The following is a 25856-nucleotide window of genomic DNA, read 5'->3' on the forward strand; positions in this document are numbered from 1 at the left end:
GGGCGAAATCCCCCTAATTTCGGGATACTTGGCCGATCCGACTTTTGCTTTTTGGGGGCAGGGGAATTACCCTCGGACCCTGGTGAACGTCCAGACCTGCGCCGCTATGGGGCTGGCTCTTCTCACGTTTACGTCTTTCCTTATTTTCATCCTGCAGAGCATCCTCACCCATGGTCCAACCTCGACCAACCGCGAAAACGCGGCGCCAGCTTCGTACCGAAAAACGACGTTTGCAGTTGGAGTCACTTGAGCGGCGTGAGCTGCTAGCTGCCGAATTATTGGGAACCGTCACTGCGGAACCACATGCAATATTCGCGCCAGGTACGCCTCAGGACTACATCGACCAATGGGAACAGGACCACGACGATTCACCGTCGCCAGCGCCTGGCGATTCGAGCAGCCCGATCAATTTGTCGGCATCGCGTTGGGTCAACACCAGCGTCGGCACAAGCCCGAACATGGGCGATGGATCGACGATCTCGTGGAGTTTTGTGCCGGACTCGACCGATGTCGCGGGCAGTGCATCGCCTGCTCAAAGCAATTTGATCGCGTTCTTGGACGGACTGTACGGTGGTAGTGGTGCCACAATCCAGTCGCGACCGTGGTTCCCATTGTTCCAGAATGCATTTGACGAGTGGGAACAGAACTCTGGCTTGACGTTTGTCTACGAACCAAATGACGACGGAGTCGCACAAGGCGGCCAGGGCGGCGGCGTGACCGGCACGCGCGGTGACATTCGCATCGGCGGTGCCAATATCGACGGCAACTTTGGCGTTCTTGCCTATGCGTTCATTCCGACCGGCAACGGCAACAACGGTGTCGATGGTGACGTCGTCTTCGACACGGCCGACGTCTTTTACCAAAACAATTCGAACGGCGCAAATGGCGAGAACCGTGCTCTGCACAATGTGCTGATGCACGAGATCGGCCACGGGCTTGGTCTGCTGCATGTCGCACCAGTCAACCAGTCCAAATTGATGGAACCAACGGTTTCGCTCGCCTACCATGGGGCTCAGCACGATGATTTGTTGGCAATCAACAGCCTTTACGGCGACCGATTCACCAACAATGACACCAGTGCGACCGCGGCCGATCTGGGCGTGCTCGACGAGACGCCGATCCAGTTGTCAAATGTTTCGATCGACAGCAATTCGGATATCGACTGGTACAGCTTTGACATCGAAGCAGGCCAGTTGCTGACACTGGCGGTGGCGCCCGACGGACAACAATACATCGTCGGTCCCGATGACGACAACAACGCGACGAACGTCAACCGCAACACAAAACGAAACAGCGACCTGAGTTTCGAACTGTACGACGAAAGCGGCACGTTGTTGTTGTCGCGCGACGTTAACGGCTTAGGCGGAAACGAAGTTGCTGCGGCAACCGTGATCACTCAGTCCGGCAAATACAAAATTGCGGTGATTGGCAATTCGACCAATGGCATGATCGCAGGCGATGTCACGCAAACACAGTTCTACACGCTAACCGCACAGCGTTCGGACTTGTCCGACCCGTCGCTGATCGCTGTGGCGACCAACGGTGGCGACCTGTTCGATTTGGACCCGGCAGACCAGTTCAGCAACGTTCGTCACACCGCGCCGAATGAGTTGACGTTGACGTTCGGCGGTACGCACGCCATCGACCCTGCCACGCTCGGCGCAATCTCAGTTCAGTACAGTGAATCGGGTAACTTTGCCGTCGACGCCGTCGAAGTAAAAATCGGTTACACCGGTTTGGACAGCGCTGGACGAAACGCTGTCGTTCGCTTTGCCGAAAACCTCAAGGACGGTTTTTTCCAGGTATCGGTCACTTCGGAACTGACCAGCGTGGCTGGCATTCCGTTCTTGCCATCTTCACCTGAACCGGTCGCCGGCGACCCGCTGCTGACGCGTGAAGTGATCGCGTTCGAAGTCGAACTCGGTGCCAAGGTGATCGCCGTTGTTCCACAACCGATCGTAGGTGGCGCAGCGAGTGCGAACCAAATCGACGTCTACTTTGACGATGCGGACTTGTTCCGCGCCGGTTCAACGATTGGTAACGCGGCGTTCTATCAACTGATCGATACTCAAAACACGGTAACAACCGAAGACGACACCATCGTGATTCCGTCGTCCGTCGTCGTCGATACGGTGGCTCGCAAAGTCACGTTGACATACCCAGCCAACTTAGACACGTATGTCGCCGACGGTGACTCGCTGCGTCTTCGTGTAGGTGACAATTCGGACTTCACCACAATCAATGTCGTTCGACAAACGGTTGCAGGCGCCGAGCCAGGCCTAACCAAAGCGACTGCGACGAATGTTACGGCTTCGCCAACGGGCAATTGGTCGACCGTGATCGTCGGCCAACGGATCTCGAACATCGGCGCGACTCAAGTCACGCCAATGGTCGACAATGCGGGCGGCATTTTGGAACCCGGCCACCGCGATATCGAAGTCGAAGACCACTACATCAGTCCCGGATCGCGTGACTCGAACAATTCGATCACATCGATTCCGTATACGTTCCTGCGAAACTCTTCGTACGGTGTGAACAGCCAAGGCGACGCGTTGTTCAACCAGATGAACGCGGAACAAGAGAAACGCTTCCTCGAGATTTTGGACATCTACAGCGCTCGCTTGGGCATCGATTTCTACGAGACCGAGAGCTCCGGACTGCGGCTGATTGTCGGCGACTTGTCGACAGCCGACCCGACGACCGTCAGTGGCCCCGGCGGAACGGCCGGATTGGGCGGCCCCGGCGGAGTAACGATGGACGCGCTCGACTTTACGAATTCGCAATCGAATCAATTCGGACAAGGCTTCTTTGATGTCGCATTGCACGAAATTGGTCACGCGATCGGACTCGGACATGCATACGATTTGGTTCCTGGAACCATCCAGGGCGGCAATGGAAACTATCCTGATTCGACTCGATCGGGCCCCGGCACCGAATGGGAATTCCCGGGCGAATCCGACATCATTCACGGCGCATACTTGCATCAACTCGAGTCGCTCGATGTTGACCTGTACCGCATCAACGTCACCGAAAACGGTGTGCTGAAGATTCAAACGATGGCTCAACGGTTGGCGGACGCCAGTTTGTTGGACACGCGTCTTTCGCTTTACCGCGAAGACGCCACGGGCAAACTGCAACTCGTTTCGTCCAACGAAGACTACTTCGGCTCCGATTCGTTCATCGAGTTCTCGGTGACTCCCGGCAATTTCTTTGTCGGCGTTTCGTCGGAAGGCAACTCGCTTTACGATCCCAATTCGGGTCTGACGGCCGCCGGTGGTACCAGCGAGGGTGCCTACGAATTGCGAGTCGATTTCAAGAGTGAATCGGCGACGACGATGACGGACGTCGATGGCAGCCTGATTGACGGTGACCGTGATGGCACCGAAGGCGGCATCTACGATTTCTGGTTCGAACCGATCGATTCGACCACGATTTATGTCAACAAGGCGGGTGGCACGGGCGGCGGTGCGCTAGGGTCGCTAACGAATCCGTACACGAACATACCTGCGGCACTCGCAGCCGCCGAAGTCGCTGTTGCGGCTAGCGGTGGTGACGGGGTCGTGGTTCGATTGTTGCCAAACGGCGGCACGGACGCTGACATTGCAACGCCAGCGGACAACTTGGCTTACGAAATCGGCATCATTCAATCGCTCAATCGAACGCTTGATGACGGCCGCAACCTGATCCTGCCTGGCGGTGTCCATTTGGTGGTCGACGCCGGTGTCGTGATGAAGTTCTTGGACAGCCGCGTTTCGGTCGGCAGCGACGATGACGGGAACGATCGCAGCGAAGGATCAATTTCGGTCCAAGGCACGCCCGAAATCCCGGTCTACTTCACCAGCTATAACGATCGCACGCTGGGATCCAACAGCAACATTCTGAACACGGCAGTTGGCAACGGTGACTGGGGCGGTATCGAAATCCGCGCCGATGTTGACCGCGTCCAAGGCCGTGGCGACCTGTCACGACAGGGCATTTTCCAGAACTACATCAACCACGCCCAGTTCTCGTTCGGCGGTGGCACGGTATCGACGATCGGTCGAAACATCGATCCGATTTATCTATCGGAAGCTCGTCCCGAGATCTCGTACAACACGATCACGACCAGCAGCGGCGCGGCAATGTCAGCCGACCCGAACACGTTCGAAGTCACGACATTCACCGAGCCACGTTTCCAACGTTCGTCGGTTTCGGGGAACGGTTTCGCATCGGATTATGACCGCCAAGGGCCGAGCATCTACGGCAACACGCTGATTGGCAACTCGACCAACGGCCTGTTCGTTCGCATCGATACGCCGGCCGGTGGCGGCATCGAAACACTGACCGTCACGGCTCGCTTTGATGACACAGACATCGTTCACGTGTTGAGCGAGAATGTGTTAATCGACGGCAACGCCGGTGGTCCCGTCGAAGACTCGCGTCGCCCCAGCCCGATCCTTGGCGTTGCGCCAATGGCCGGCGGAGCATTGGCCGCGGGAACCTACCGATATAGCTTCACCTACGTTGATGAATTTGGTTACGAGAGCCCAGGCTCGCTTCCACAAACAGCCACGGTTACAGCGAACCAACAGGTCAGCCTAACAAATATCCCAGTCGCCAGCGGCAAATATGTTGCTCGGCGTCTGTACCGCAGCGTCGGTGCTGGCGACTTCTTGCTGGTTGCCGAACTCGATAAGTCCTCGCGTGACCACATCGATAATTTGACCACGCCAGCCCCGTCGGCAGCGAAACTGAACACAGCCGACGCAGCCGTGGTCCACGGTCGTCCCGATGGCACATTGGTGATCGATCCCGGCACATTGATCAAGAACCAAGGTGCTCGGATCGAGCTAGGTTTCGGTGCGACTTTGATTGCTGAAGGCGTCGAAGGACGCGAAATCGTGATGACCGGTCGCAGCGACGATCGTTACGGTGCCGGTGGCACGTTCGATACCGACGGCAATGGAACCAGCACAGCGTCGCCCGGTGAGTGGGCAGGCATTTACGGTGCACCGACCAGCCGCATTAGCATCGATAACGCGTACATCGCGTTCGGTGGTGGCGTTACCGGTGTCAACGGTGGCACTGCATCGTTCAACACGATCCAAGTTCATCAGGGTGAAGTACGTATCGCCAACACAATCTTCGAAGACAACGCAGACGGTGCCGGTGGCACTCAAGGCAACGCACGACGCGACTTTGCGCCGAACGCGGCCGGCACCCTGTACTTCACCAGCACTCAGCCGACGATCGTAGGCAACACGTTCGTCAACAACGCTGGTTCGGCAATCAGCATCAACGTCAACTCGATGACGTCAAACTTCAAGTCGGACTCGGGTCGTCAAACCGGCGACATCGACCTCTACGAAATCCCACCGGCCAACAACGGTCCAATCTTCCGCGGCAACACGCTTTCGGGCAACGACGTCAACGGCTTGACCGTTCGCGGCGAGGTGTTGACCACCGAAGTGGTTTGGGACGACACCGACATTGTGCACGTGCTGCGCAACGATATCGAAATTGGTGACTTGCACACCTTCGGCGGGATGCGACTGGAAAGCAGCTCGACTGAGTCGCTGGTCGTCAAAGCCGATAACGCTGAAATCTTGGCGACCGGTCGATCGCTGGACATCGACGATCGCATTGGCGGCCGTTTGATTGTGTTGGGTCAACCTGGTTTCCCGGTGGTCATCACAGCGCTTCAGGACAATACGATCGGCGCTGGCTTCACGCCGAGCGGTGCACCGCAAACCGAAACGATTCCCACCACCAATGGTCCACAAGCGGGCGATTGGCAAGGACTGCGTTTCGACGAATACAGCAATGACCGTAACGTCGCCACGGCGACTGAACGCGAAGGCTTGATCACCGGCTTTGGTGACTCGAACGCGGCGATTGGCGAACATCAAGAGTTAGGGCTGCTAGCCGCGGACGAAAAGTCAGGCGACGAGAACATTCGTTTGGGCTTCACCGTTCACGGTGCAATCGCGGCCGACACCGACAAGGACCTGTACAGTTTCGAAGGTGTCGCCGGCACAGCAGTTTGGTTGGACATTGACTTGACTGACCCAAGTCTTGACACGGTTTTAGAACTGATCGACGGCAACGGCCGAGTGCTCGCGTTGAGCCAGAACTCGCGAACGGAATCGGCAAACGGCGCGCTGTCGTACACCAATACGACGCTGATGCGATCTGGTCACGCGCTACCGATGCGAAAGGACCAAGATGCGTTCACCAGCGCCACCGGCGACTACTTGGATCTGTATTCGACCAACGACGGCGACTCGGGAATGCGAGTGATCCTGCCGGGCACGACCGGCACTCGCAACACATTCTATGTACGCGTCCGAAGTGCAAATCCGACAGCCAACTACACCACGCTGGCAGGTATCAACAGCAGCCTGATCGCGGGCGGCAAAACGTCCGGCGGATATCAACTGCAACTTCGTTTGCGAGAAACCGACGAGTTCTCGGGCAGTGTGGTTCGTTACGCTGATTTGCGTTACGCCACGACTGCAATCCTGGCAACAGGCTTGCCCGCCCACTCTCCCATCGCGGGCGAACTGAATCACCCCGGCGGTTTGCTTGACCTGGGAAGCCTCGCCAATACGGACCGCGGCGCGGTCTCGGCCAGTGGTGTGTTTTCTGCAAACAACGGTACGTCGCCACCCGACGTCTATACCTTCACGGTCAACCGCGATGGGCTGCAAGGCCTCCGACCAACGACCAACAATATCTCTTTGATGATCGACGTCGACTATGCCGATGGTTTAACGCGCCCCAACACAAGCGCGTACTTGTTTGACGGCACAACGTTGATCGCGATCGGTACCGATTCGAACATCTCGGACGACCGTTTGACACCGATTATTCCCGGACAACCTTCAACGGCGACCGATGGATCGCGCGGATCCTTTGGTTCGCGTGATGCGTATATCGGACCGATCGAATTGTCACCCGACGGCGACTACCAACTGGTTCTGGCTGGACCGGAACAGGTTCCGGCTGACATGGCACAATTCTTCAATGCCAACGCGGCCAACACGCTGGCACGACTGGAGCCAATCGATTCGGCAGTTCGAATCATCGATGACCGATTCGATTATGACCCCGGTAACGGCGCCGACCAGACGCCCGTTCCATCAGTTGTCCAAGGCCCCCAAGCGTTGCAAGTTGGCTTTGCCGATGACGGCAGCAATATCGTTCCGTGGCAATTCGGCGACATTCCGCTGATAACGTTCCGCGAAGATGCGAATACCACCGGGCAAGCCCGAATCTCAATCTACAACCCGTTGACCGGTCGCCACGACGCGATCATCGAAGACTTCACGACTGGTGCCAACATTGGCGCAGTCGCTCAGTCGACCGACGGACGAATCATTGCCATCGGCAACCGTGGCAACGCGGCGACGCAGAACGACGGCAACACGTCGAACACCTATTCGGTTTCGTCAGAAGGCGTGGTAACGGCGCTAGCAAGCACTGGCATCGCAACGTACGAGTTCTTCCGAACTACTGGGGCAAACCCGGCCAACACGAACCGGTTAGACAACGAGGGAACCGAGTTCGTCAGCATGGCGTTCTACAACAGCCCGACCAACGAAAACCGTTTTCTCTACGGCGTAGCCAATCGCGGGCCGTTCGATGGCATGACAGTCGGCACCGACCCAGCCAACGGCAATAACGTCAACGGCCCCGGCGAATTGCGAGACGCCGACAACATGATCTACTTGCTTGACGCCGCCACCGGTGAAGCAATTAGCCGCCGTAACCGGAACATGATTGGCGGTTTCGAATCGTCCGATCCGCTGGACTTTGATTTGCGGAACGATTTCAACGGCAACAACAGCGGCAACCCGTACTTTCCCGACGAAACACCTTGGGCCGGTACAAACGTTGTCGCGCAGGTTCAGATTCCCAAAATTTCACCAGCCACCTTGCTGCCGACGGGAAATGTAACATCGCTGGTCACTGCGGTCGGCGATGCCAACACGTTGTACGCATTCACCGACAGCGGTGCGGTTTGGGAAATGACCATTCGCACCAACGCGGGCGGTCTATACAACGCGGGTGACATTGAAGGTTTCCCGACGCTGATCGTCGATCCGACGCTTGCCCAAATCATCGCGGACTCGGGCGGCAACGCAATTCAGTTTGAACAGATCACTCGCGGTCCAGCCAACTTTGTTGACGCCGCCAACGATCCAATCGGGATCAGCGGCCTGTACTACGGTGTCGGTCGCCAAGTTGGCGAAGCTGACGCAGTGCGCCGCTTCTATGCGATTGACTTGGCAGCCCAAACGACTCAGCCGATCCTAGCATTCGGGGGTGACTCGGTTGCCGTCGATAACAACCAAGCAGCAGGCGAGTTCGCGGGACTGTTCTTCAGCCCGCTGGATCAATCGTTGTGGCACATCACCGACACCGAACGCACGACGGTCGGACACGGCATGGGTGCACTTACCGATCGGCCGTCGGTTATCGGTGGCGGATCGATCCGCTTCGGGTTCGACGCGCTCAACGACGACTACAACCACTTGTCGACCGACATTGTCAGCGGTGACTCGGACGGCAACAACGACTTGGACGCCGACGATCTGCAAGGATTCAGCGGATACAACTTCATCGGTGGTGCGCACGGCAGCGTGCAAAGTAACACGTTGAATTTGGCCGGATTTTCGTCCGACGATTTGCCGACGTTGTACTTCACCTACTTGCTTAACAGCGAAAATGTCAACGCCGACGATGATCCGACCGGCGGATTCAACGCTGACGGTTTGGACGACGTGATGCGTGATTCGTTGCGAGTCTCAGTAGCGGGCGAAGACGGCATCTGGCGTCTGGTCGCGACCAACAACATGGACGACAACATCAATGGTCGCGTCTGGGACGACAGCCGCGGCAACGTTCATGAATACGATCCCGTCGGCAGCAATGGTTACACGGACGTTGCCGACCAGCGTTTCGTCCAGGAATTGTTCGATGGCGACGTTTTCCGCCAAGCGAGAATTGACCTGGGACCATGGGCGGGCCAAGAGAACGTTCAGATCCGATTCGATTTCTCGACAGCCGGCGAAGCTCGTCCGGACCAAAGCGAAATTCAAGCGTTGCCAGGCGACCAAATCCTTGACGGTCACTCGTTAACGCTGACCGGGTTGATGCCCGACGCAGCGGTAACGAACCAAGGCGACGCGTTAACCAACCAGATTCGCACATTTGAATTTAACCAAGGTTTGGTCGTTCAAATGCCATCGGGTGCGCAAGTGATCGCTGCAGGCGGGATCGAGTTGACTCGTCCGAATGGCACTCGCATCGCCATCTTGTCGCAAACTGCGCAGGCCAACGGAGTAATCGTCCAGGCAACCGATTCGCCCGAACAAGTGGCGACTCGTGTGGCCAACATGATCGGCGGCACAGCAGTTCGCAGCACATCGCATCCGTCGTGGGTCGGTTTCACCGCCGAGGCGGCTGTAGGTGGATACAACTTCGGAACCGTCAATGCTCTAATCGTCGGTACACCCAACGTTTCGGGTGCCGCCGACACGATCATTCCCATCAACATTGGCATGACCGAGATCGAAGTTCGCGATGCCATCCAACAAGCATTCGCCGACACGATTCACTATGCCGACGCACCAGCCAGTTTGGCGGCGTTCCCGGTTGTAGGAAACACTAGCGCCGTCCGAATTTACGATCTAGCGATTTCACAAACGTCGACGACCAATCCGGTTTCGACCCCTGGCAACGACACGATTGCAACGGCCCAAAGTCTGGACGGAAACGCTTGGACATTGCAGACCAATGTTGATATCACCAACAGCACCACGCGGCCTCACCAAACGATCAATGGAATCGGCGACAACACGTACGATTACTTCTCGTTCACGGTGCAGAATGCTGGCGATACCGCCACGTTCGACATTGACGCCGGTGCATTCGACACGGAACTGCACTTGTACGACGCGGCGGGCACCCCGCTGAACGGGAACGACGACGCCGGTGGTGACAGCGGTTCGACCAGCAACCTGGACTCGTTCATAACCCATACGTTCACCGCGCCGGGCACCTACATCATCGGAGTCGCTGCGTTCCCATCGAGCACCACCGCGGGCGGAATCACCGGATCACCGGTGCCGAACGGCGGTTTCTATCGATTGCATGTATCGCTTGACGGTGCACCGGTGACCAATGTTTCCGGACGTGCATTCACGTTGATCAATGGCGAAAACGCGGGTGGTTCAAATCTGCCGGGCGCCGAGTTTGGTGTGTACACCGGCGGCAATGGTCTGAATGATTTGCTGCGCGCGGGTGAACGGTCCCGTGGACTCGGCGGTGACATGGGCGTCTACATCGACGACATCATCATCGGCTTGGCGGACCGAGGCGAAAGCTTCACCAATAGCACGCAAGGCACCGCGCTGGTCGACGATCCGTTCTTCGAACCATTGTTCTATGACGCCCTTCGTGATGAAACGCGACCGATCAGCGTCGAAATCACCGAAGGTGCCTACCAAATCGAATTCCGACTTGGTCGCGAATACCTTGGCGACGACAACACAGGCAAAGACGCTCGCGTTCAAATCAACGAACGTTTGGCCGAAGGTTTCAACATCATCGTCGAGCACACCGGTGCCGAAATTGTTGATGGCGACACCTTCACGCTGTCCAACGGATCCGAAACGCTAACGTTTGAATTCAACGACGTCACGATCGCCGCGTTGACATCGACGCCTTCGCCAACGAACGTCTCGATCGATTACCTGGTGTCCGACACCGCCGGCGACATTGCGGACCGAATCCGCAACGCGATCAACAGCTCGTCGGTTCAATCGGTCCTAGGTGCCGAGGCGACCTCGAGCAGTGGCGAACGGAATGATCCGACGGACCCAACGATCTTGATTCACGGTTACCTGGCTGCGACCGCACTGGGCGGAATCAACTTGGCATCGCCACAGAGCGGCCAAACCCACCTGACCGGTGTCGTTACCGGTGGCAACATCGTCCGCGGCGTCGATAACGGCGACAGAAATCGGACTCGCGACCAAGGTGTCTTCATTGTCGATTCGAACGTGATTAGCTTCTCGTCCGATACGGCCGTCGACATCTCAGCCGGCGAAGTGACTCCGGGCGTCAAGGTTCCCGGCGAGGGCAACCGGCCAAAACCGGGTGCAGTGATGAACCTGCCAACGCTCTCAAATGAAGACTTGGTGCATGGCGCGGTTGTGCAAAACAACTTGCTGATCAGCAACGGTACTGGTATCAACCTCACCGGCAATCCAGCAGACGGCGGACCGAACGTCTATTCGCGAATCCTCAACAACACGATCTACAACTCGGATGTCGGTATCGACATCGGCAACCGGGCTGCACCGACGTTGCTGAACAACGTGTTGATCGACAATGGCATCGGACTTCGTGGCACCAACGAAGGCCCGACGGTCATTCGCGCCACGGTCTATAGCGGTAACGGACAGAACTCAGTTGGATTGGGCGGCACAGGCACTGAAGCGATCGTCAATCCGGCCGGCCCGCTGTTCGTTAATCCGAGCGACGCGAATTTTGGTTTGTCAGCTGGCAACCCGAACTTTTATCCAGCCGCAGGCAGCGTCTTGATCGACAGCAGCATCGGCAGCCAACTGGATCGCACGTCGATCATCGACGTCAAAGACTCGCTTGGCATCCCTCGCAGCCCGATCGTTGTCACCCAGCGTGACTTGGCAGGCCAGATTCGTGGCGACGGTGCAACGACATCCGGACAAGGCAGCAACGTCGACATCGACCGTGGTGCACTGGACCGATCCGACTCGATCGGTCCAACCGCTGTGATCATCGTTCCTGGCGATAACGACACCGACTTCATCGACATCGATCGCACCAACACGTTCTTGCAATTGAGCGAAGGTGTTTTCAACTTCTTTGAAGTCTTGATCAACGACGGATCAGGCATGGGCCCCAACTCGGGCACGATCACGCCTGACCAAGTCGTATTGATCGAAAACGGTCGCGAACTTGTCGCGGGAACCGAATACACGTTCGCTTACAACGTGGCCAATCGCACCATGCGATTGACGCCTGCGGCAGGAATTTGGCGTCCAGATGCGGTTTATGAAATCGTGATGCTGAACGAACTGCTAACCCTGCCCGACAGCAGTACGATCAACCCGATCGCTGACTTGGCTGGCAACCGTTTGCAACCAAACCGCGCCGATGGACAGACTCGGTTCACGATTGTAATGCCCGACGTCGACCTGGACTTCGGCGACTCGACCACCGCGACCGACACCTACCGATCGCTGTTTGACAACAACGGTGCCCGTCACGCGCTGGTGAACGAAGAATCGCCTCGACTGGGCAAGTACGTTGACGGCGAAACCGATCCAACCGGTGTCGACTCGGACGATGCCGCAGCGATTCTGTTGATCGACGGCAACGTTCGCGAAGCGGGTGATGGACCGTTCGTGATCGCTCCTGCTGGTTCCGACGTCACGATCACGTTGGCGACCGCACCTGCCGTTGGCGACAACATCTCGGTCGCTGCCAACGGATTCACAGCGACTTTCGAATTGGTCGTCGCGGGTGGCTCGGTCGCAGCCGGACGCATTCCAGTCGAATACCCAGCTGGCGCAACGCTTGCAGAAATCACCGATCTGCTAAGCGACAAGATGGCCGTCGAATTGCTCGCACGAAACGTGCAAGCGGTACCGGACCATGTCGTGGGAACTACCGTTATCACTTTGGTCGCACAAGAAGACGAAGACGGTGTCTTCATCGGTTCGTTCGACGTGCCCGGCAGCGGCACGATCACGGGTGTCTTCTTGGACCCGATCACTGGCGAAGTGACCAGTTTCTTAAACCCACTCGCCCCCGGTGGATCCGAACTGTTCGTCGAAGCCAGTGGCGCAGGTCTGTTGGACGCATGGGTCGACTTCAACGGCGACGGCGATTTCAACGACGTCGGCGAACAAGTTCTGACCAACGAAGCAGTAGTCGGCGGATTCAATTCGGTGACATTGTTCACTCCTGCGAATGCGCAGGTCGCGAACAACGCAGCCTTGTCGGGTTACACAAGGGCTCGGTTCCGCTTGAGCACGGATGGGAACTTGGGACCGAACGGATTGGCTGTCGATGGTGAAGTCGAAGATTACGAAGTCGTGGTCGCACAGGCTGCTTTGCCAGTCGCGGGCGATGATGCTTACACGTTCGACGAAGACGTCTTGTTGGACCAGTCCGCAGGCGGCCAAGGAGTTGCAATCAATGACAACGATGCGGGTGCGACCAACATCGTTTACCAAGTGGTTGATGGGCCAATCTATGGCACACTGACGCTTGACCCGGTCACCGGACAATTCAAGTATCAGCCCGACCCAGACTTCTTTGGTGATGACTCGTTTACCTATCGAATCGAAGCCTTGCAAACGGCTGGCTCAGCGATGTATCCGGTTCGCAGCGAACTGGCGACGGTGTCTTTGACGGTCACGCCAGTCAACGATGTTCCGCTAGCGATTGACAATGCGTTTGTCACCACGGAATTCAGTGACACCAACACGGCCAGCACGGTTACGATCACCAAGGCACAATTGTTGGCCGGGGCGTTGCCGCAAGATGACGCTCTGTTGCGAACGGCACCTTGGGACGAAATGGAACAAACGTTGTCGGTCATCCAGATCAACATCCTGGACGCGACCGGAACCAGCGTCGAAATCGTTCCAATGGACAGCACGTTTGTACCGCAAGATGGCAATCACGTTGGCACGGCCTACGTCAGTGACGGACTCGGCGGATTCGTCGAATCGGGCACTTACACGGTGACGGTCACTGGCAACCAAGTCGTCACGGTCGTCTACGTTCCGGCCGCCCAGTACAACGAAGATAACCCGCGAACGGGCGGCACACCGTCGCTTGACGGATTCACCTTCACGGTGGCCGACGATGGCAAGACGACGCTACCCAACGGCAATGCAGCCTCGCCAGCACTATCGCCGGAAATCACAACAGCCGATGTCACGATCCAAGTGCGTCCGCAAAACGACTCGCCGGTCGCGAACACCGATACGATCCCGTCGGCGAGTTTGACACCGGGACCTGTCGAAGGCGTCGACTTTGTCATCCCAGTCACGTTCTTGTTGTCCAACGACACAGCCGGCCCGACCGGTGCAAACGGCACCGGCGCAACCGACGAAAACGGACCAGTCAATGGCAACGATGGCGTTGTGACCTTGGTCACGGAAGTACCAGCAGGCACGTTGCCGGCCGAATTCCCGGTTGGCTTCCAAGCGTTCCCGTTGACAACCGCAGCCGGCGGCACGGTCTCGTACGATTCGGCGACGAACACGCTGATCTACACTCGCGACGAAGACTTCTATGGCGTCGACTCGTTCCAATACACGATCGTCGACGAAGGATTCGATGTCGCGATCGATGGAACTCGCACCAGCCATCCGAAGTACCACACCGCAACGGTGAACTTGACAGTTGCACCGGTCAACGACGCGCCGAGCGCCGTCGATTACTCGGGGGAAACATTCGAGGACACGGCGCTGACCATCACAAAGACTCAGTTGATCGGTTCGGCAGCGGCGGATGCGTCAACGGCGCAAACCACCTCGCCACTTGACGAAACCAACCAAGTTCTTGAGATCACAGAACTGGACATCGATGGCGTCATCGTCACGGCTGCCAATGTCGTGGTCGGCCAAGCATACGCAACGGCAAACGGGACGATCGTCCCGAACTTCGGTAGCGACGGTTTCCTGATCGACTTGGTCTACACACCGGGTGCCGACTTCAATGCCGACAACCCGCTCGACGCGACTGCACGACGACTCGATTCGTTCGGGTTCAAGGTTACCGATGATGGCATCTCGCCATTGCCGCAAGGCGGTGCGGATGTCCTCAACGCACCTGAATCAGCAACTGCAACGGCCCGAATCCTGGTCCGTCCAATCAACGACGCTCCTGTGGCGACCGACGATTTGGTCAGCGGCACCAGCGCCGATTGGTTGGCGTACTTTGCCGGATTGGCAACTCCAGTCGCGGCTCCGGTGCCGACCGAAGACATTCCGTTTGTGATCCCACGCGACTTTGTGTTGGCGAACGATCGCAACTCACGTCTGGCCGGTGCTGACTTGATCGATGGCGTCAACGACGAACGTGACGGCACGAACGACAGCACTGACTTGACGATTACCGAGACGACCATCACGACGGCTCTTGGCAGCACCGTGACGTTCTTGGCCAACGGCGACCTGCAATACACGCCGGCAGCCAATGTTTACGGCTTGGACACGTTCGAGTACACGATCACAGACACTGGCATCGACGAAGACGGTTCAGGCAACCAAAACGCTGCTCCGCTTTCGCATGTTGCGACGATCACCGTCAACTTGGCGGCCGTCAACGACACACCGCTGCTCGATCCAATCGCAGATCAAATTGCCATCGAAGACACGCCGTCGATCACGGTCGTCTTGTCCGGCATTGACGCGGGTGGTGGTCCAACCGAAGTGCAAGATTTACGAGTTACTGCAACAAGCAGCAACACAGCACTGATGAACGATCCACAAGTCACATATACATCGGACGATGTGGCTGGCACGTTGACGTTGGTTCCGAACCTGAACGCCGCTGGAACGATCACCATCAGCGTGACGGTTGAAGATGCTGGCTTGGACGGTGATTTTGCCACCACGGCCGACAATCTAACGTTCACACAAACGTTCGACGTTCGTTTGCTCGCTCGCAACGACGCGCCGCTATCGGCGGACGACCTGATCAGTGCCACTTCACAGCGTTGGAATGACTTCTTTGGCGGTGCCGGTGCGGTACCCACCGAAGACATTCCGCTGGACATCCCGCGCGACTTCTTGTTCGGCACCAATCTGAATCCGAACAACGATACCAACGGACCGCTGACCGCGTTTGACGAACTCGACGGCACCAACGACGGTCAATTGACGATCCTGCAAGTACCAATCACCACGGCACTCGGCGGCAATGTGATCTTCCTGCCCAACGGCGACCTGCGTTATCTGCCACCTGCCAACCTGTCGGGTATCGATTCGTTCGAATACACGATCGTTGACCAAGGCATCGACGAGGCGACCGACGGAACGCGAACTTTGGTTCCGATGATGTCGACTTCGACCGTGACGATCGACCTGTTGACGGTCAATGACCCACCCCTGATCGATCCGATTGCCAATGTCGTGATTCCCGAAGACACGCCGAGCCGCATCGTTGACTTCACTGGCATTGATGCCGGCGGCGATGAGACTCAGCCGATTCGCGTCACCACGCTCAGCAGCAATCAAACGCTGATGAATAATCCGGTCGTCACCTACACGTCCGACAACGTATTCGGCTCGCTGGATCTGGTTCCGAACCCGAACCAAACCGGCACGACGGACATCACTGTTTTGGTCGAAGACGGCGGACTCGACGGCGACTTGTCGACACTGGCCGACAACGTGACCACCACGACCATGTTCACCGTCACCGTCACTTCGCTGAACGATGCACCGGTTGCCAACGACGATACCGTTACGGCTGTCGAAGACACGCCGCTTGTGATTTCGATCGCATCATTGATCGCCAACGACTTCAACGGCCCCGCCAATGCCACCGACGAATTGTCCGGTCTGAACGACGGCGATTTGACGATCCTGCAACAAGAAATCACGACCGCCTTGGGCGGCTCGGTGACCTTCTTGCCAGGCGGCAACTTGCAGTACACGCCACCGGCTGATGCATCGGGTGTGGACACGTTCGTCTACACGATCTTTGACGAAGGCGTCCAGCAAGACGAAAACCTGAACGGCACTGTGACGCCGCTTAGCGATTCGGCAACCGTCACGATCAACATCTCGCCCGTCAACGACGTGCCGACATTGAATCAACCCAACGCCGTCACGATGTTGGAAGACACCGTGCGACCAGTGGTGCTGACCGGAATCACCGCAGGCGGCGGCGAAAACCAGAACCTGCGAGTCACCGCGACCAGCAGCAACCTGACGTTGTTGCCGAATCCGGTCATCACCTACAACTCGCCCGACGCAAACGCGTCGTTCGACTTGGTGCCCAATGCAAATGCCTTTGGCGTTGCAGTCGTGACCGTTGTGGTCGAAGACGCTGGCTTGGACAACGACCTAGCGACGACCGCCGACAACTTGATGGTGACACGAACGTTTATCGTGCGAGTCAACGCCGTCAATGACGTGCCGCTGATTGACCCGATCGCCAATCAAGACATCGACGAAGACTCCGTTGGCCAAACCGTCTCGCTAACCGGCATCCTGGCCGGTGGTAACGAAGACCAATCGCTGCGAGTGCTTGCCACCAGCGGCGACACAACTTTGGTGGCCAACCCAACGGTGACTTACAACTCACCGGCGAATAGCGGCACGCTGACGTTCGCTCCTGTCCAAGACCGCTTTGGTTCGACGAACATCACGGTGACGGTCGAAGACGCTGGACTAGACGGCGACTTTGCGACGGCCGCGGACAACCGAACGACAACTCGTACGTTCACGCTGACCATCAATCCGACCAACGACGAACCGACGCTCAATGCGATCGCCGACGTGACGCTTGATGAAGACGCGCCGCAGCAATCGATCACCATCAACGGCATCACCGCCGGCCCGAACGAAACTCAAAACTTGCGAGTTCGTGCAACCAGCGACAATCCGTCCTTGGTGGCCAATCCGACGATCGACTACACCTCGGACGATCCAACCGGCACGCTCAACTACGCTCTTGGTGCCGACCAATTCGGAACCGCGACCATCACGGTCACGGTCGAAGACGGCGGTGCCGACAACGACTTGGTGACGTTGGCCGACAACTTGACGACTCAGCAAACGTTCGTCGTGTCGGTCAATCCGGTCAACGACGCCCCAACGATTCTGGCGATCGACGACGTGACGCTACCAGAAGACTCGCCGGCGCAATTCGTTTCGCTCGCTGGCCTGACCGCCGGCGGCGGCGAAACGCAACCGCTGCGATTGTCGGTCACTAGCGACAACATCGCGTTGATCCCAACACCGACGATTAACCATGTCGACGGTGAAACGACCGGCTCGATCAACTACGCTCCGGTTGCAGACGGTTTCGGCTCGGCAACCATTGTCGTCACGATCGAAGACGGCGGATTGGACCTAGACCTTGCAACGGCAGGCGACAACGGCGTCACGACGGAAACGTTTGTGATCAACGTCACGCCAGTCAATGACGCACCGACCATCGGCGTGATCGATGACCAAACGGCCATCGAAGACGCAGGCCCGACCGAAGTGCTGATCACCGGAATTAGCAACGGCCCTGGTGAATCGGGACCACTGCGAGTGACGGCGGCAAGCAGCGACACAACGCTGATTTCCAGCGTCTCGGTTGACTACACATCGCCGGGCGTCGACGGAGTCCTGACTTACGTTCCTGGTGCCGACCAGTTTGGCACCACGACGGTGACAGTCACGGTCGAAGACGGTGGCCTAGACGGCGACCTCGCAACAACGGCCGACAACGGTTTATCGACTCGCTCATTCGATATTACCATCACGCCGGTCAACGACGATCCGACGATGGATGCGATCAGCGATCAATCGATCGACGAAGACTCGGGCCTGCATACCGTCCCGCTCAGTGGCATCACTGGCGGCGGCGGCGAAACCGGTCCGATCCGAATCACGGCGTCAAGCGACAACCCATTGTTGGTGGCGAATCCAACAGTGACTTACACGTCGCCTGATTCAACCGGCAGCGTCGATTTCACGCCTGTCGCGGATGCGTTCGGCAATGTGACCATCACGGTCACGACCGAAGACGGCGGACTTGACGGCGACCTGTCGACGACAGCCGATAACGCCACCACGACTCGTTCGTTCATCGTCAGCATCGCCAACGTCGACGACTCGCCTGTTGCGGTCGACGACACGCTCGACACTGACGAAAACACGCAGATCCGAATCCCTGGCTCAGCCTTGCTGGCAAACGACACGGATCCGGACTTCGGAACCGACGGCGGAGCCACGACGGGCGAAAGCTTGGCGATCGTTTCACCGGCATCGTTCATGTCTTCGCTGGGTGCGACGGTCACTTACAACGCATCGACGGGCGAGTTCGGTTACAACCCGCTGACATCGACCACGATTCAAGCTCTTGCACCAGGTGCGACGATTGGCGACTCGTTCACGTATTCGATCGTTGACGCCGACGGCGAAGATCCGGCACCGGTTGGAACCGTGTTCTTGACCGTCTCGGGAATCAACGACGCACCGACGGTGGTCGATGACCTAGTCCCAGCGCCGGAAATCATTAGCTTCACCGAGCCGATCATCATCAAACCTTTGACCAATGACTTTGATGTCGACGGTACGCTGGATCTGGACAGCTTGATCATCACACTGGATCCGGTATTTGGATCGCTGGCGAAACAAATCAACAGTGCAGGCGAAGTCGAACTGGCATACTCGCCTTTCAGCACCTTCACCGGCAGCGACTCGTTCCGTTACACGATCAGCGACAACCTAGGACAACAAAGTGCTCAGGCCACTGTCACGATCAACCCAACACGCCTGCCACAAACTGGGCCGGACGTGATGGGTGGTGTTCCGGGCGATGTGATATCGGCGGACGTGCTTGCCAATGACCTGCCAGTCGTTGGTGAATTGGACCGATCGTCACTGGTCGTTTCGACGCAGGGCCAAAACGGTGTCGCCACCGTCCAAGCGGACGGCACGATCACCTATGTGCCGAACGACGGATTCTTCGGAACCGACACGTTCCAGTACACGGTGACCGATACCGAAGGAAACGTTAGTGCGCCGCAATCGGTGTCCGTCAAGATCGTCGAAAGCGGTCTCGAGAATCCACTGCTGTTCGGAGACGTCAACGCCAACGGCCAAGTCACTGCACTGGATGCCTTGTTGGTCATCAACCGACTTGGTCGTAGCGGTGGAGTTTCCAGCATCTCGATCGGTGCCGACGAACGTGGACCAAACTTCTACGACGTCAACGGCAACCTGTCGATTACGGCTCTGGACGCACTGCTGGTCATCAACCACATCGGATCGCAAGCAGCGGTTATCGGTGGCGAGTTGGTGAGCGGTGAATTGGTCAGTGGTGACAAGTTTGCTCAGCCGATTGTCGCCGACCTGGCGTCGACTCGCGGTGGCAATCTGGTTGCGACCGTGGCTGAATCGACCGACGTCCAAGGTGATGCGTTCGACAGTTGGGACGATTACGACTCGCCCGAAATTTCGGTGCCAGCACCGAAGTTCGCTACCTTTGCCGGTTCGAACGGATTTGACAGCAATGTGGCGGTCGACGCCGACCTTGTCGACTTGTTGGCCGAAGACACCGACGACGACAGCGATGATGATTCGGTCTTCGACCTGGCGATTTTGGACCTGATCTAATCAGATCCACGGTAAATACGGTGCCGCGAGCAAGGAATCGCGGTGCCAAGGACGCTGTCTAGCATTGCATTCACAGTGGCCTGCCGGCCCAATAAGCCAGGTAGGCTATGCAGAGTCCAGCGGTGCGTGGCAATCGGTTGGGGCGGCGAGGTTAAATGCGCCGATACCTACCAAGAGCACTTCCCATACCGGGATGACTCCGCTATCCTGCGGAGCTTCCCAGCGGCGGAAAATTCGCCCAAACTACGATCCAGACACATTTACCGCATTTGACGGACCGGATAAGCCATGACCAAGGCTAAAGCGAAAACCAAAGTTAAGACCCACAAGGGCACCAAGAAGCGTTTCCGTTTGAGCGCCAAGGGTAAAGCGATGCACCGCAGCAGCGGCACGAGCCACTTGGCTCAAGCCCTCAGCAGCAAGCGTCGCCGTAACCTGCGTGGAACCACCAGTGTCCACGAGTGCATGGAACGAACGATTCACGCTGCACTGGCTGGCAACAGCTACTAGGCCGATTGCCGGACACGTACCGGCTTTCTTCCGATTGCAACGACTGCTCACGACTATCGCCGGGTCTAACCGCCCGGCCTATTTTTTTCTCTCGGGATACGTTTCCCATCCAATTGGGCAGAACTTCGCGGCGACCGTGGCAATCTTTGCGACGGCTGATCCCCGGGGCCTGAATTGGAACACTTTTAATGAACTTTCAGAGTTAAGGATTTCGATCGATGCGTACCACGACCGGCTCAGCCAGAAACAAGAGCAAAAAGCGTCTTTTTAAGCGAGCCAAAGGCTTTCGTGGCGGCCGTAGTAAGCTGACCCGGACCGTCAAAGAAACCTTGCTTCGCAGTGGCGTGTATGCGTTTCGCGACCGTCGGGTCAAGAAGCGTGAATTCCGCAAACTCTGGATCATTCGCTTGAACGCAGCCAGCCGCCAACACGGCCTGCGTTACAGCGAATTCATGTTCGGCCTGAAGTGTGCAGGCATCGAATTGGATCGCAAGACTCTGTCAGAAATGGCGATTCACGACGAAGCAGGCTTCAAGGACGTGGTTGATGCGGTCAAGAAAGCTCTTGAAACCGCTCCGAAGCCTCAGCACGCTGAAGCCACCGCTTAAGTAAAAGCGTCACGCTGCTACCCAGCAACGCCGCCGATTTCGACTGCGTTGCAATTTAAACGGCCCTCGCCAGGGACTCTCCTTGGCGATTGCAAAATCGAGTTCTCCGTTTTGACAAAACGCTAGGCCATCATGTCGCTGAAGGATTTTCTTGCCACCCTCGACCAACTTGAAGGCGAGGCTGCAGCGGCATTCGATTCAGCTACCGACGCCGAGGCCCTCGAAGAGGCCCGGGTGCGGTATCTGGGTGCCAAGAAAGGTGCTCTGAAAGACGTTCAAAAACAAATGGGCGGCATCGATCCGAGTGATCGAAAAGACGCCGGCATACGATTGAACGCCTTCAAGGCAAACGTGCAAACCGCATTCGAAGAATCGCAGTCCCGACTCGGTGGCGGCGATAGCGGCGGCATCGACTTGACCTTTGACCCAACCCTGCCCGGCGTTCAGCCCGCAATCGGGCATATCCATCCGATCACGCAAACGATCACGCACCTGACGGAAATCATGGGCCGGATGGGCTTCGAAGCGGCCGAGGGCCCCGAAGTTGAAGATCCACACCATAACTTCGTCGCGCTGAACATCCCCGAAGATCACCCGGCTCGCGACCCGCTGGACAATTTCTACTTGTCAACGGCGGCATCGCTGGCGGCCAGCGGTTCGGCCAAAGGCATCGAAGGCACCCAGTTGCTGCGAAGCCAGACCAGCACGGTGCAAATCCGAGTCATGGAGACTCAGCAGCCGCCGATCCGCGTGATCTCGCTTGGCCGTGTCTACCGCCCGGACGCTCCCGACGCGACTCACTTTCCGATGTTCCATCAGATGGAAGGTCTGTACGTCGATCGCAACGTGACGATGGCCAATCTGAAGACGGTGCTGCGAGTCTTTGCGACCAACTATCTAGGCGACGACGTCGAAATCCGGTTCCGCCCGTCGTTCTTTCCGTTCACCGAGCCAAGCGTCGAAGTGGACTTTTTCTGGAACGGCACCTGGATCGAGTTCGGTGGCGCCGGAATGGTCGACCCGGCCGTCTTCGAAGCCGTCGGGTACGACCCCGAAGTGTACAGCGGGTTTGCGTTCGGCCTGGGCGTCGAACGGCTGTGCATGCGTCGTCACTCGGTCACGGATATCCGCGACCTGTACAGTGGCGACCTGCGGTTCCTGAGCCAGTTCTAGCGGCCTGCGGGCGCGCCGACCGACCGGACGGCAATCAACTCGTTTGCTTGTTTTTGATGGCTGTGGTTTAATTCGGGGCTACTTACGCACATCCGACCACCGCCGCCCGCCATTCTGGCCGCGGCAACCATCCGAGCACCCTCGATGCAGCTCCCGATCGTTTCCGAAAGCGCCGTTTCTTCGTCCAAGCAGCCCGCCGAGTCTACCGACGGAGTGCGTGGCCGCTATGCGGTCGTTTCACTTGGTTGCCCCAAGAACTTAGTCGACACCGAACAGATGCTCGGCCGACTCGACGAAGAGGGCTACGCGATGGTCGAGTCCGTCGACACGGCGGACTTTGTCGTCATCAACACCTGTGGATTCATTGACTCGGCACGGGCCGAATCGTACGGCGCAATCGACGAGATGCTGGCACTGAAAAAAGCCGGCAAGCTGAAGAACGTCGTCGTGACGGGATGTCTGGCCGAACGCCAACAGGGAAAACTGCTAGAAGACCGCCCCGAAATTGACGCGATGATCGGCGTGTTCGGCCGAAACGAAATCGTCTCGGTCATCGATCGACTGCAGTCGGGCATCGAAGAACAAGAAAAGGTTTTCCGCCCCGCGCCGATTCGTCCTTTGTCCGACGCAGTCCGCCGCGCGGTGACGCCACGGCACTTTGCGTACTTGAAAATTAGCGAAGGCTGCGACCGGCTGTGTACGTTTTGCGCGATCCCCAAAATGCGTGGCAAGCACTACAGCAAGCCAATCGAACAGGTCATCGACGAAGCCAAACGGTTGGGCGAAAGCGGTGTACGCGAAGTCGTCATCGTGGCTCAGGACACGACCTACTACGGCAAAGATCTGTATGGCGAACCGCGACTGAACGAACTGCTGATCGAGTTGGACAAGATCGAATCGATCGACTGGATCCGCTTGATGTACTTCTATCCGATGTACATCGACGACGCACTGATTGACACACTTGCCAATGCCAAGCGGATCCTGCCGTACATCGACATGCCGCTGCAACACGCATCCGACACGATGCTGAAGCGGATGTCGCGGAAGACGACTCGCGCGTCCCAAGAAGAGATCCTGGCGAAGCTGCGCGATCGGATTCCGAACCTGATCATGCGAACGACTTTGATCACAGGCTTCCCCGGCGAAACCGAAGACGACATCGACCAACTATGCGACTTTGTGGCCACCCAAAAGTTCGAACACTTGGGCGTATTTACGTACAGCATCGAAGAAGACACGCCAGCGGCGAAGTTGCCCAACCGCGTGCCAGCCGAAGTCGCCCAAGCGCGTTACGACCGAGTCATGGAAGTGCAACAGAAGGTCGCATTTGAATGGATCAACAGCCGCATCGGAACCGTCGAAACGGTGATCATCGATTCGCCGCTGCCGGACCAGGAAGGCGTTTGGATCGGACGGACTCGAGGTGAGTCGCCGGACATCGACGGGATCGTCTACGTTTCTGGCGTTGACCCGGATGACCCGCTGGAGATCGGCGACATGATCGATTGCGAAATCGTTGCGTCGGACGGGTACGACCTGGTGGCCGCGCCACTTTAACGGCGTCCTTCGGAAACCCTGCTTCCGACTTGCTATCGCAAAACAGCTCAAAAGACGCGCAGGGGCCCCACCTTGGCGGGCTCTAGTCATTCGGGGACAACCTAGACGGCGCCTTCGAGTGAGCAAACTTTTTCTATGACCACGACAACCGCGATGAATGCCAAGCCGGGATCCATATACAACGTACCGAATGCTCTGACGACCGTCCGTTTCGGGTTAGCGATCGCCGTGATGGCGCTGTTGCCGATGGGAAACATGATGGCGGCGCTGGTGATCTTTATCATTGCGGTGTCGACCGATTGGATGGACGGCTACTGGGCTCGCAAATACGGACAAGTCACCAAGCTGGGCCGGATCTTCGACCCCTTCGTTGACAAGATCATCATCTGCGGCACCTTCATCGCTCTGGTCGAAGTCGTGGGCTCGGGCGTAGCATCATGGATGGCTACCATCATCGTTGCCCGTGAATTGCTGGTGACCAGCTTGCGAGCGATCATCGAAGGCAGCGGCGGCGATTTTTCGGCAAACCAGCTCGGCAAGTGGAAGATGGTGCTGCAGTGCGCCGCAGTGATCGCGATCCTGTTGTCGCTGATCAATCCCGATGTCCAGTGGATACGAATCGCTGGACAGGGCTTCCTGTGGTCGTCGATCGCACTGACGCTGTATTCGGGATACGTCTACGTGATCGCGGCGTCCAAGGAGCTGAGTAAGTCATAGTGGAAGACCCGCCCATCGCATTGATCATGCTGAATCTGATGGTGCTGACCGCGATGGCGTACAGTTTTATCCAGTGGACGAGGCTGCTAATCGTCCACCGCAGCGATCTGCGTTCGTTGCCGTCGGTGATGGTACCCGCACAGAAACGCGAGCGACCGTTCTGGCATCCGGGCGATGCTCTTTTGATGTTCGGTTCGACGCAAGTGATCGCAGGCGTCACTGTCGCCATCTTGTTGCTAGCCGGCATCGTGACACGCGCCGACGATGAAAACACAGCGAAGGGAACGATGACCCTGATCGCGGCAACGCTGGCCGCTGGCATGGTCGCAGCCTTGATCACGCTGGCATGGCTGCGAGTTCGTGATCGCAATGCGATCGACAAACTGTCTCTACGGCTGAGCGATGCCGACGGCGTGTTGGGTTTAAAAGCATCCGTGATGATCTTGCCACCGGTGCTGGTGATGTCGGCACTGGCGTCACTGTTGGTCAAGTACGATCACCCCGTGCTGACGTCGATGAGCGGGCTCAACGACCCGCTAAAGTTTTCGCTGATCTTCATCGGCACAGCGATCATCACGCCGTTTGTTGAAGAGCTGATGTTTCGAGTGCTGCTGCAAGGCGGCCTGGAACGATTGCTCGATCCGGTCGTCGACCCCGTGACCGGATGGCAACCGAAATCGTATGCGCCGATTTTCATCACCAGCATCGTTTTCGCGTCGATGCACATCGGGCAAGGCGCGGCGCCGATTCCGCTGTTCTTCTTGTCCCTGGGACTTGGCTATCTGTATCGCCAAACCGGCAACATCACCGCACCGATGGTCGTCCACATGGTTCTCAATGGAACCACGATCACGATGGAAGGCTTTCGAGTGATGACTTCGTAAGCCGGTCAACT

The 25856-nt window shown here is 57.6% G+C and carries 7 protein-coding genes; all 7 read left to right on the forward strand.

The window, feature by feature from the left end; translation table 11 throughout:
- Positions 1-170: 170 nt before the first annotated feature.
- Positions 171-20393 (forward strand): tandem-95 repeat protein, encoded by a 20223-nt coding sequence (locus tag Poly59_RS22160; RefSeq protein ID WP_146536298.1) that lies wholly within the window; start codon positions 171-173, stop codon positions 20391-20393.
- Positions 20394-20681: 288 nt separating this feature from the next.
- A complete protein-coding gene (rpmI, locus tag Poly59_RS22165; RefSeq protein ID WP_146536299.1) occupies positions 20682-20903 on the forward strand; it encodes a 50S ribosomal protein L35 in 222 nt (73 codons plus the stop codon).
- Positions 20904-21121: 218 nt separating this feature from the next.
- On the forward strand, positions 21122-21511 hold the full coding sequence (gene rplT, locus Poly59_RS22170; RefSeq protein ID WP_146536300.1) for a 50S ribosomal protein L20: 390 nt from the start codon (positions 21122-21124) through the stop codon (positions 21509-21511).
- A 132-nt stretch (positions 21512-21643) separates the two neighbouring features.
- Positions 21644-22684, forward strand: coding sequence for a phenylalanine--tRNA ligase subunit alpha (gene pheS, locus Poly59_RS22175; RefSeq protein WP_146536301.1), 1041 nt, complete (start codon positions 21644-21646; stop codon positions 22682-22684).
- A 144-nt stretch (positions 22685-22828) separates the two neighbouring features.
- Positions 22829-24244 (forward strand): 30S ribosomal protein S12 methylthiotransferase RimO, encoded by a 1416-nt coding sequence (rimO, locus tag Poly59_RS22180; RefSeq protein WP_146536302.1) that lies wholly within the window; start codon positions 22829-22831, stop codon positions 24242-24244.
- Positions 24245-24379: 135 nt separating this feature from the next.
- A complete protein-coding gene (pgsA, locus tag Poly59_RS22185; protein ID WP_246151856.1) occupies positions 24380-24961 on the forward strand; it encodes a CDP-diacylglycerol--glycerol-3-phosphate 3-phosphatidyltransferase in 582 nt (193 codons plus the stop codon).
- Complete coding sequence (locus Poly59_RS22190) at positions 24961-25845, forward strand: CPBP family intramembrane glutamic endopeptidase (protein WP_146536303.1); 885 nt, start codon at positions 24961-24963, stop codon at positions 25843-25845. The genes pgsA and Poly59_RS22190 overlap by 1 nt, the downstream gene beginning before the upstream one ends.
- The last annotated feature ends 11 nt before the right edge of the window (positions 25846-25856 follow it).

Source organism: Rubripirellula reticaptiva, assembly GCF_007860175.1.
Lineage (GTDB): Bacteria > Planctomycetota > Planctomycetia > Pirellulales > Pirellulaceae > Rubripirellula > Rubripirellula reticaptiva.

Coding starts and splice junctions, on each gene's coding strand:
- Poly59_RS22160 (WP_146536298.1), top strand. CDS start 171: ATGGTCCAACCTCGACCAACCGCGAAAACGCGGCGCCAGCTTCGTACC.
- rpmI (WP_146536299.1), top strand. CDS start 20,682: ATGACCAAGGCTAAAGCGAAAACCAAAGTTAAGACCCACAAGGGCACC.
- rplT (WP_146536300.1), top strand. CDS start 21,122: ATGCGTACCACGACCGGCTCAGCCAGAAACAAGAGCAAAAAGCGTCTT.
- pheS (WP_146536301.1), top strand. CDS start 21,644: ATGTCGCTGAAGGATTTTCTTGCCACCCTCGACCAACTTGAAGGCGAG.
- rimO (WP_146536302.1), top strand. CDS start 22,829: ATGCAGCTCCCGATCGTTTCCGAAAGCGCCGTTTCTTCGTCCAAGCAG.
- pgsA (WP_246151856.1), top strand. CDS start 24,380: ATGACCACGACAACCGCGATGAATGCCAAGCCGGGATCCATATACAAC.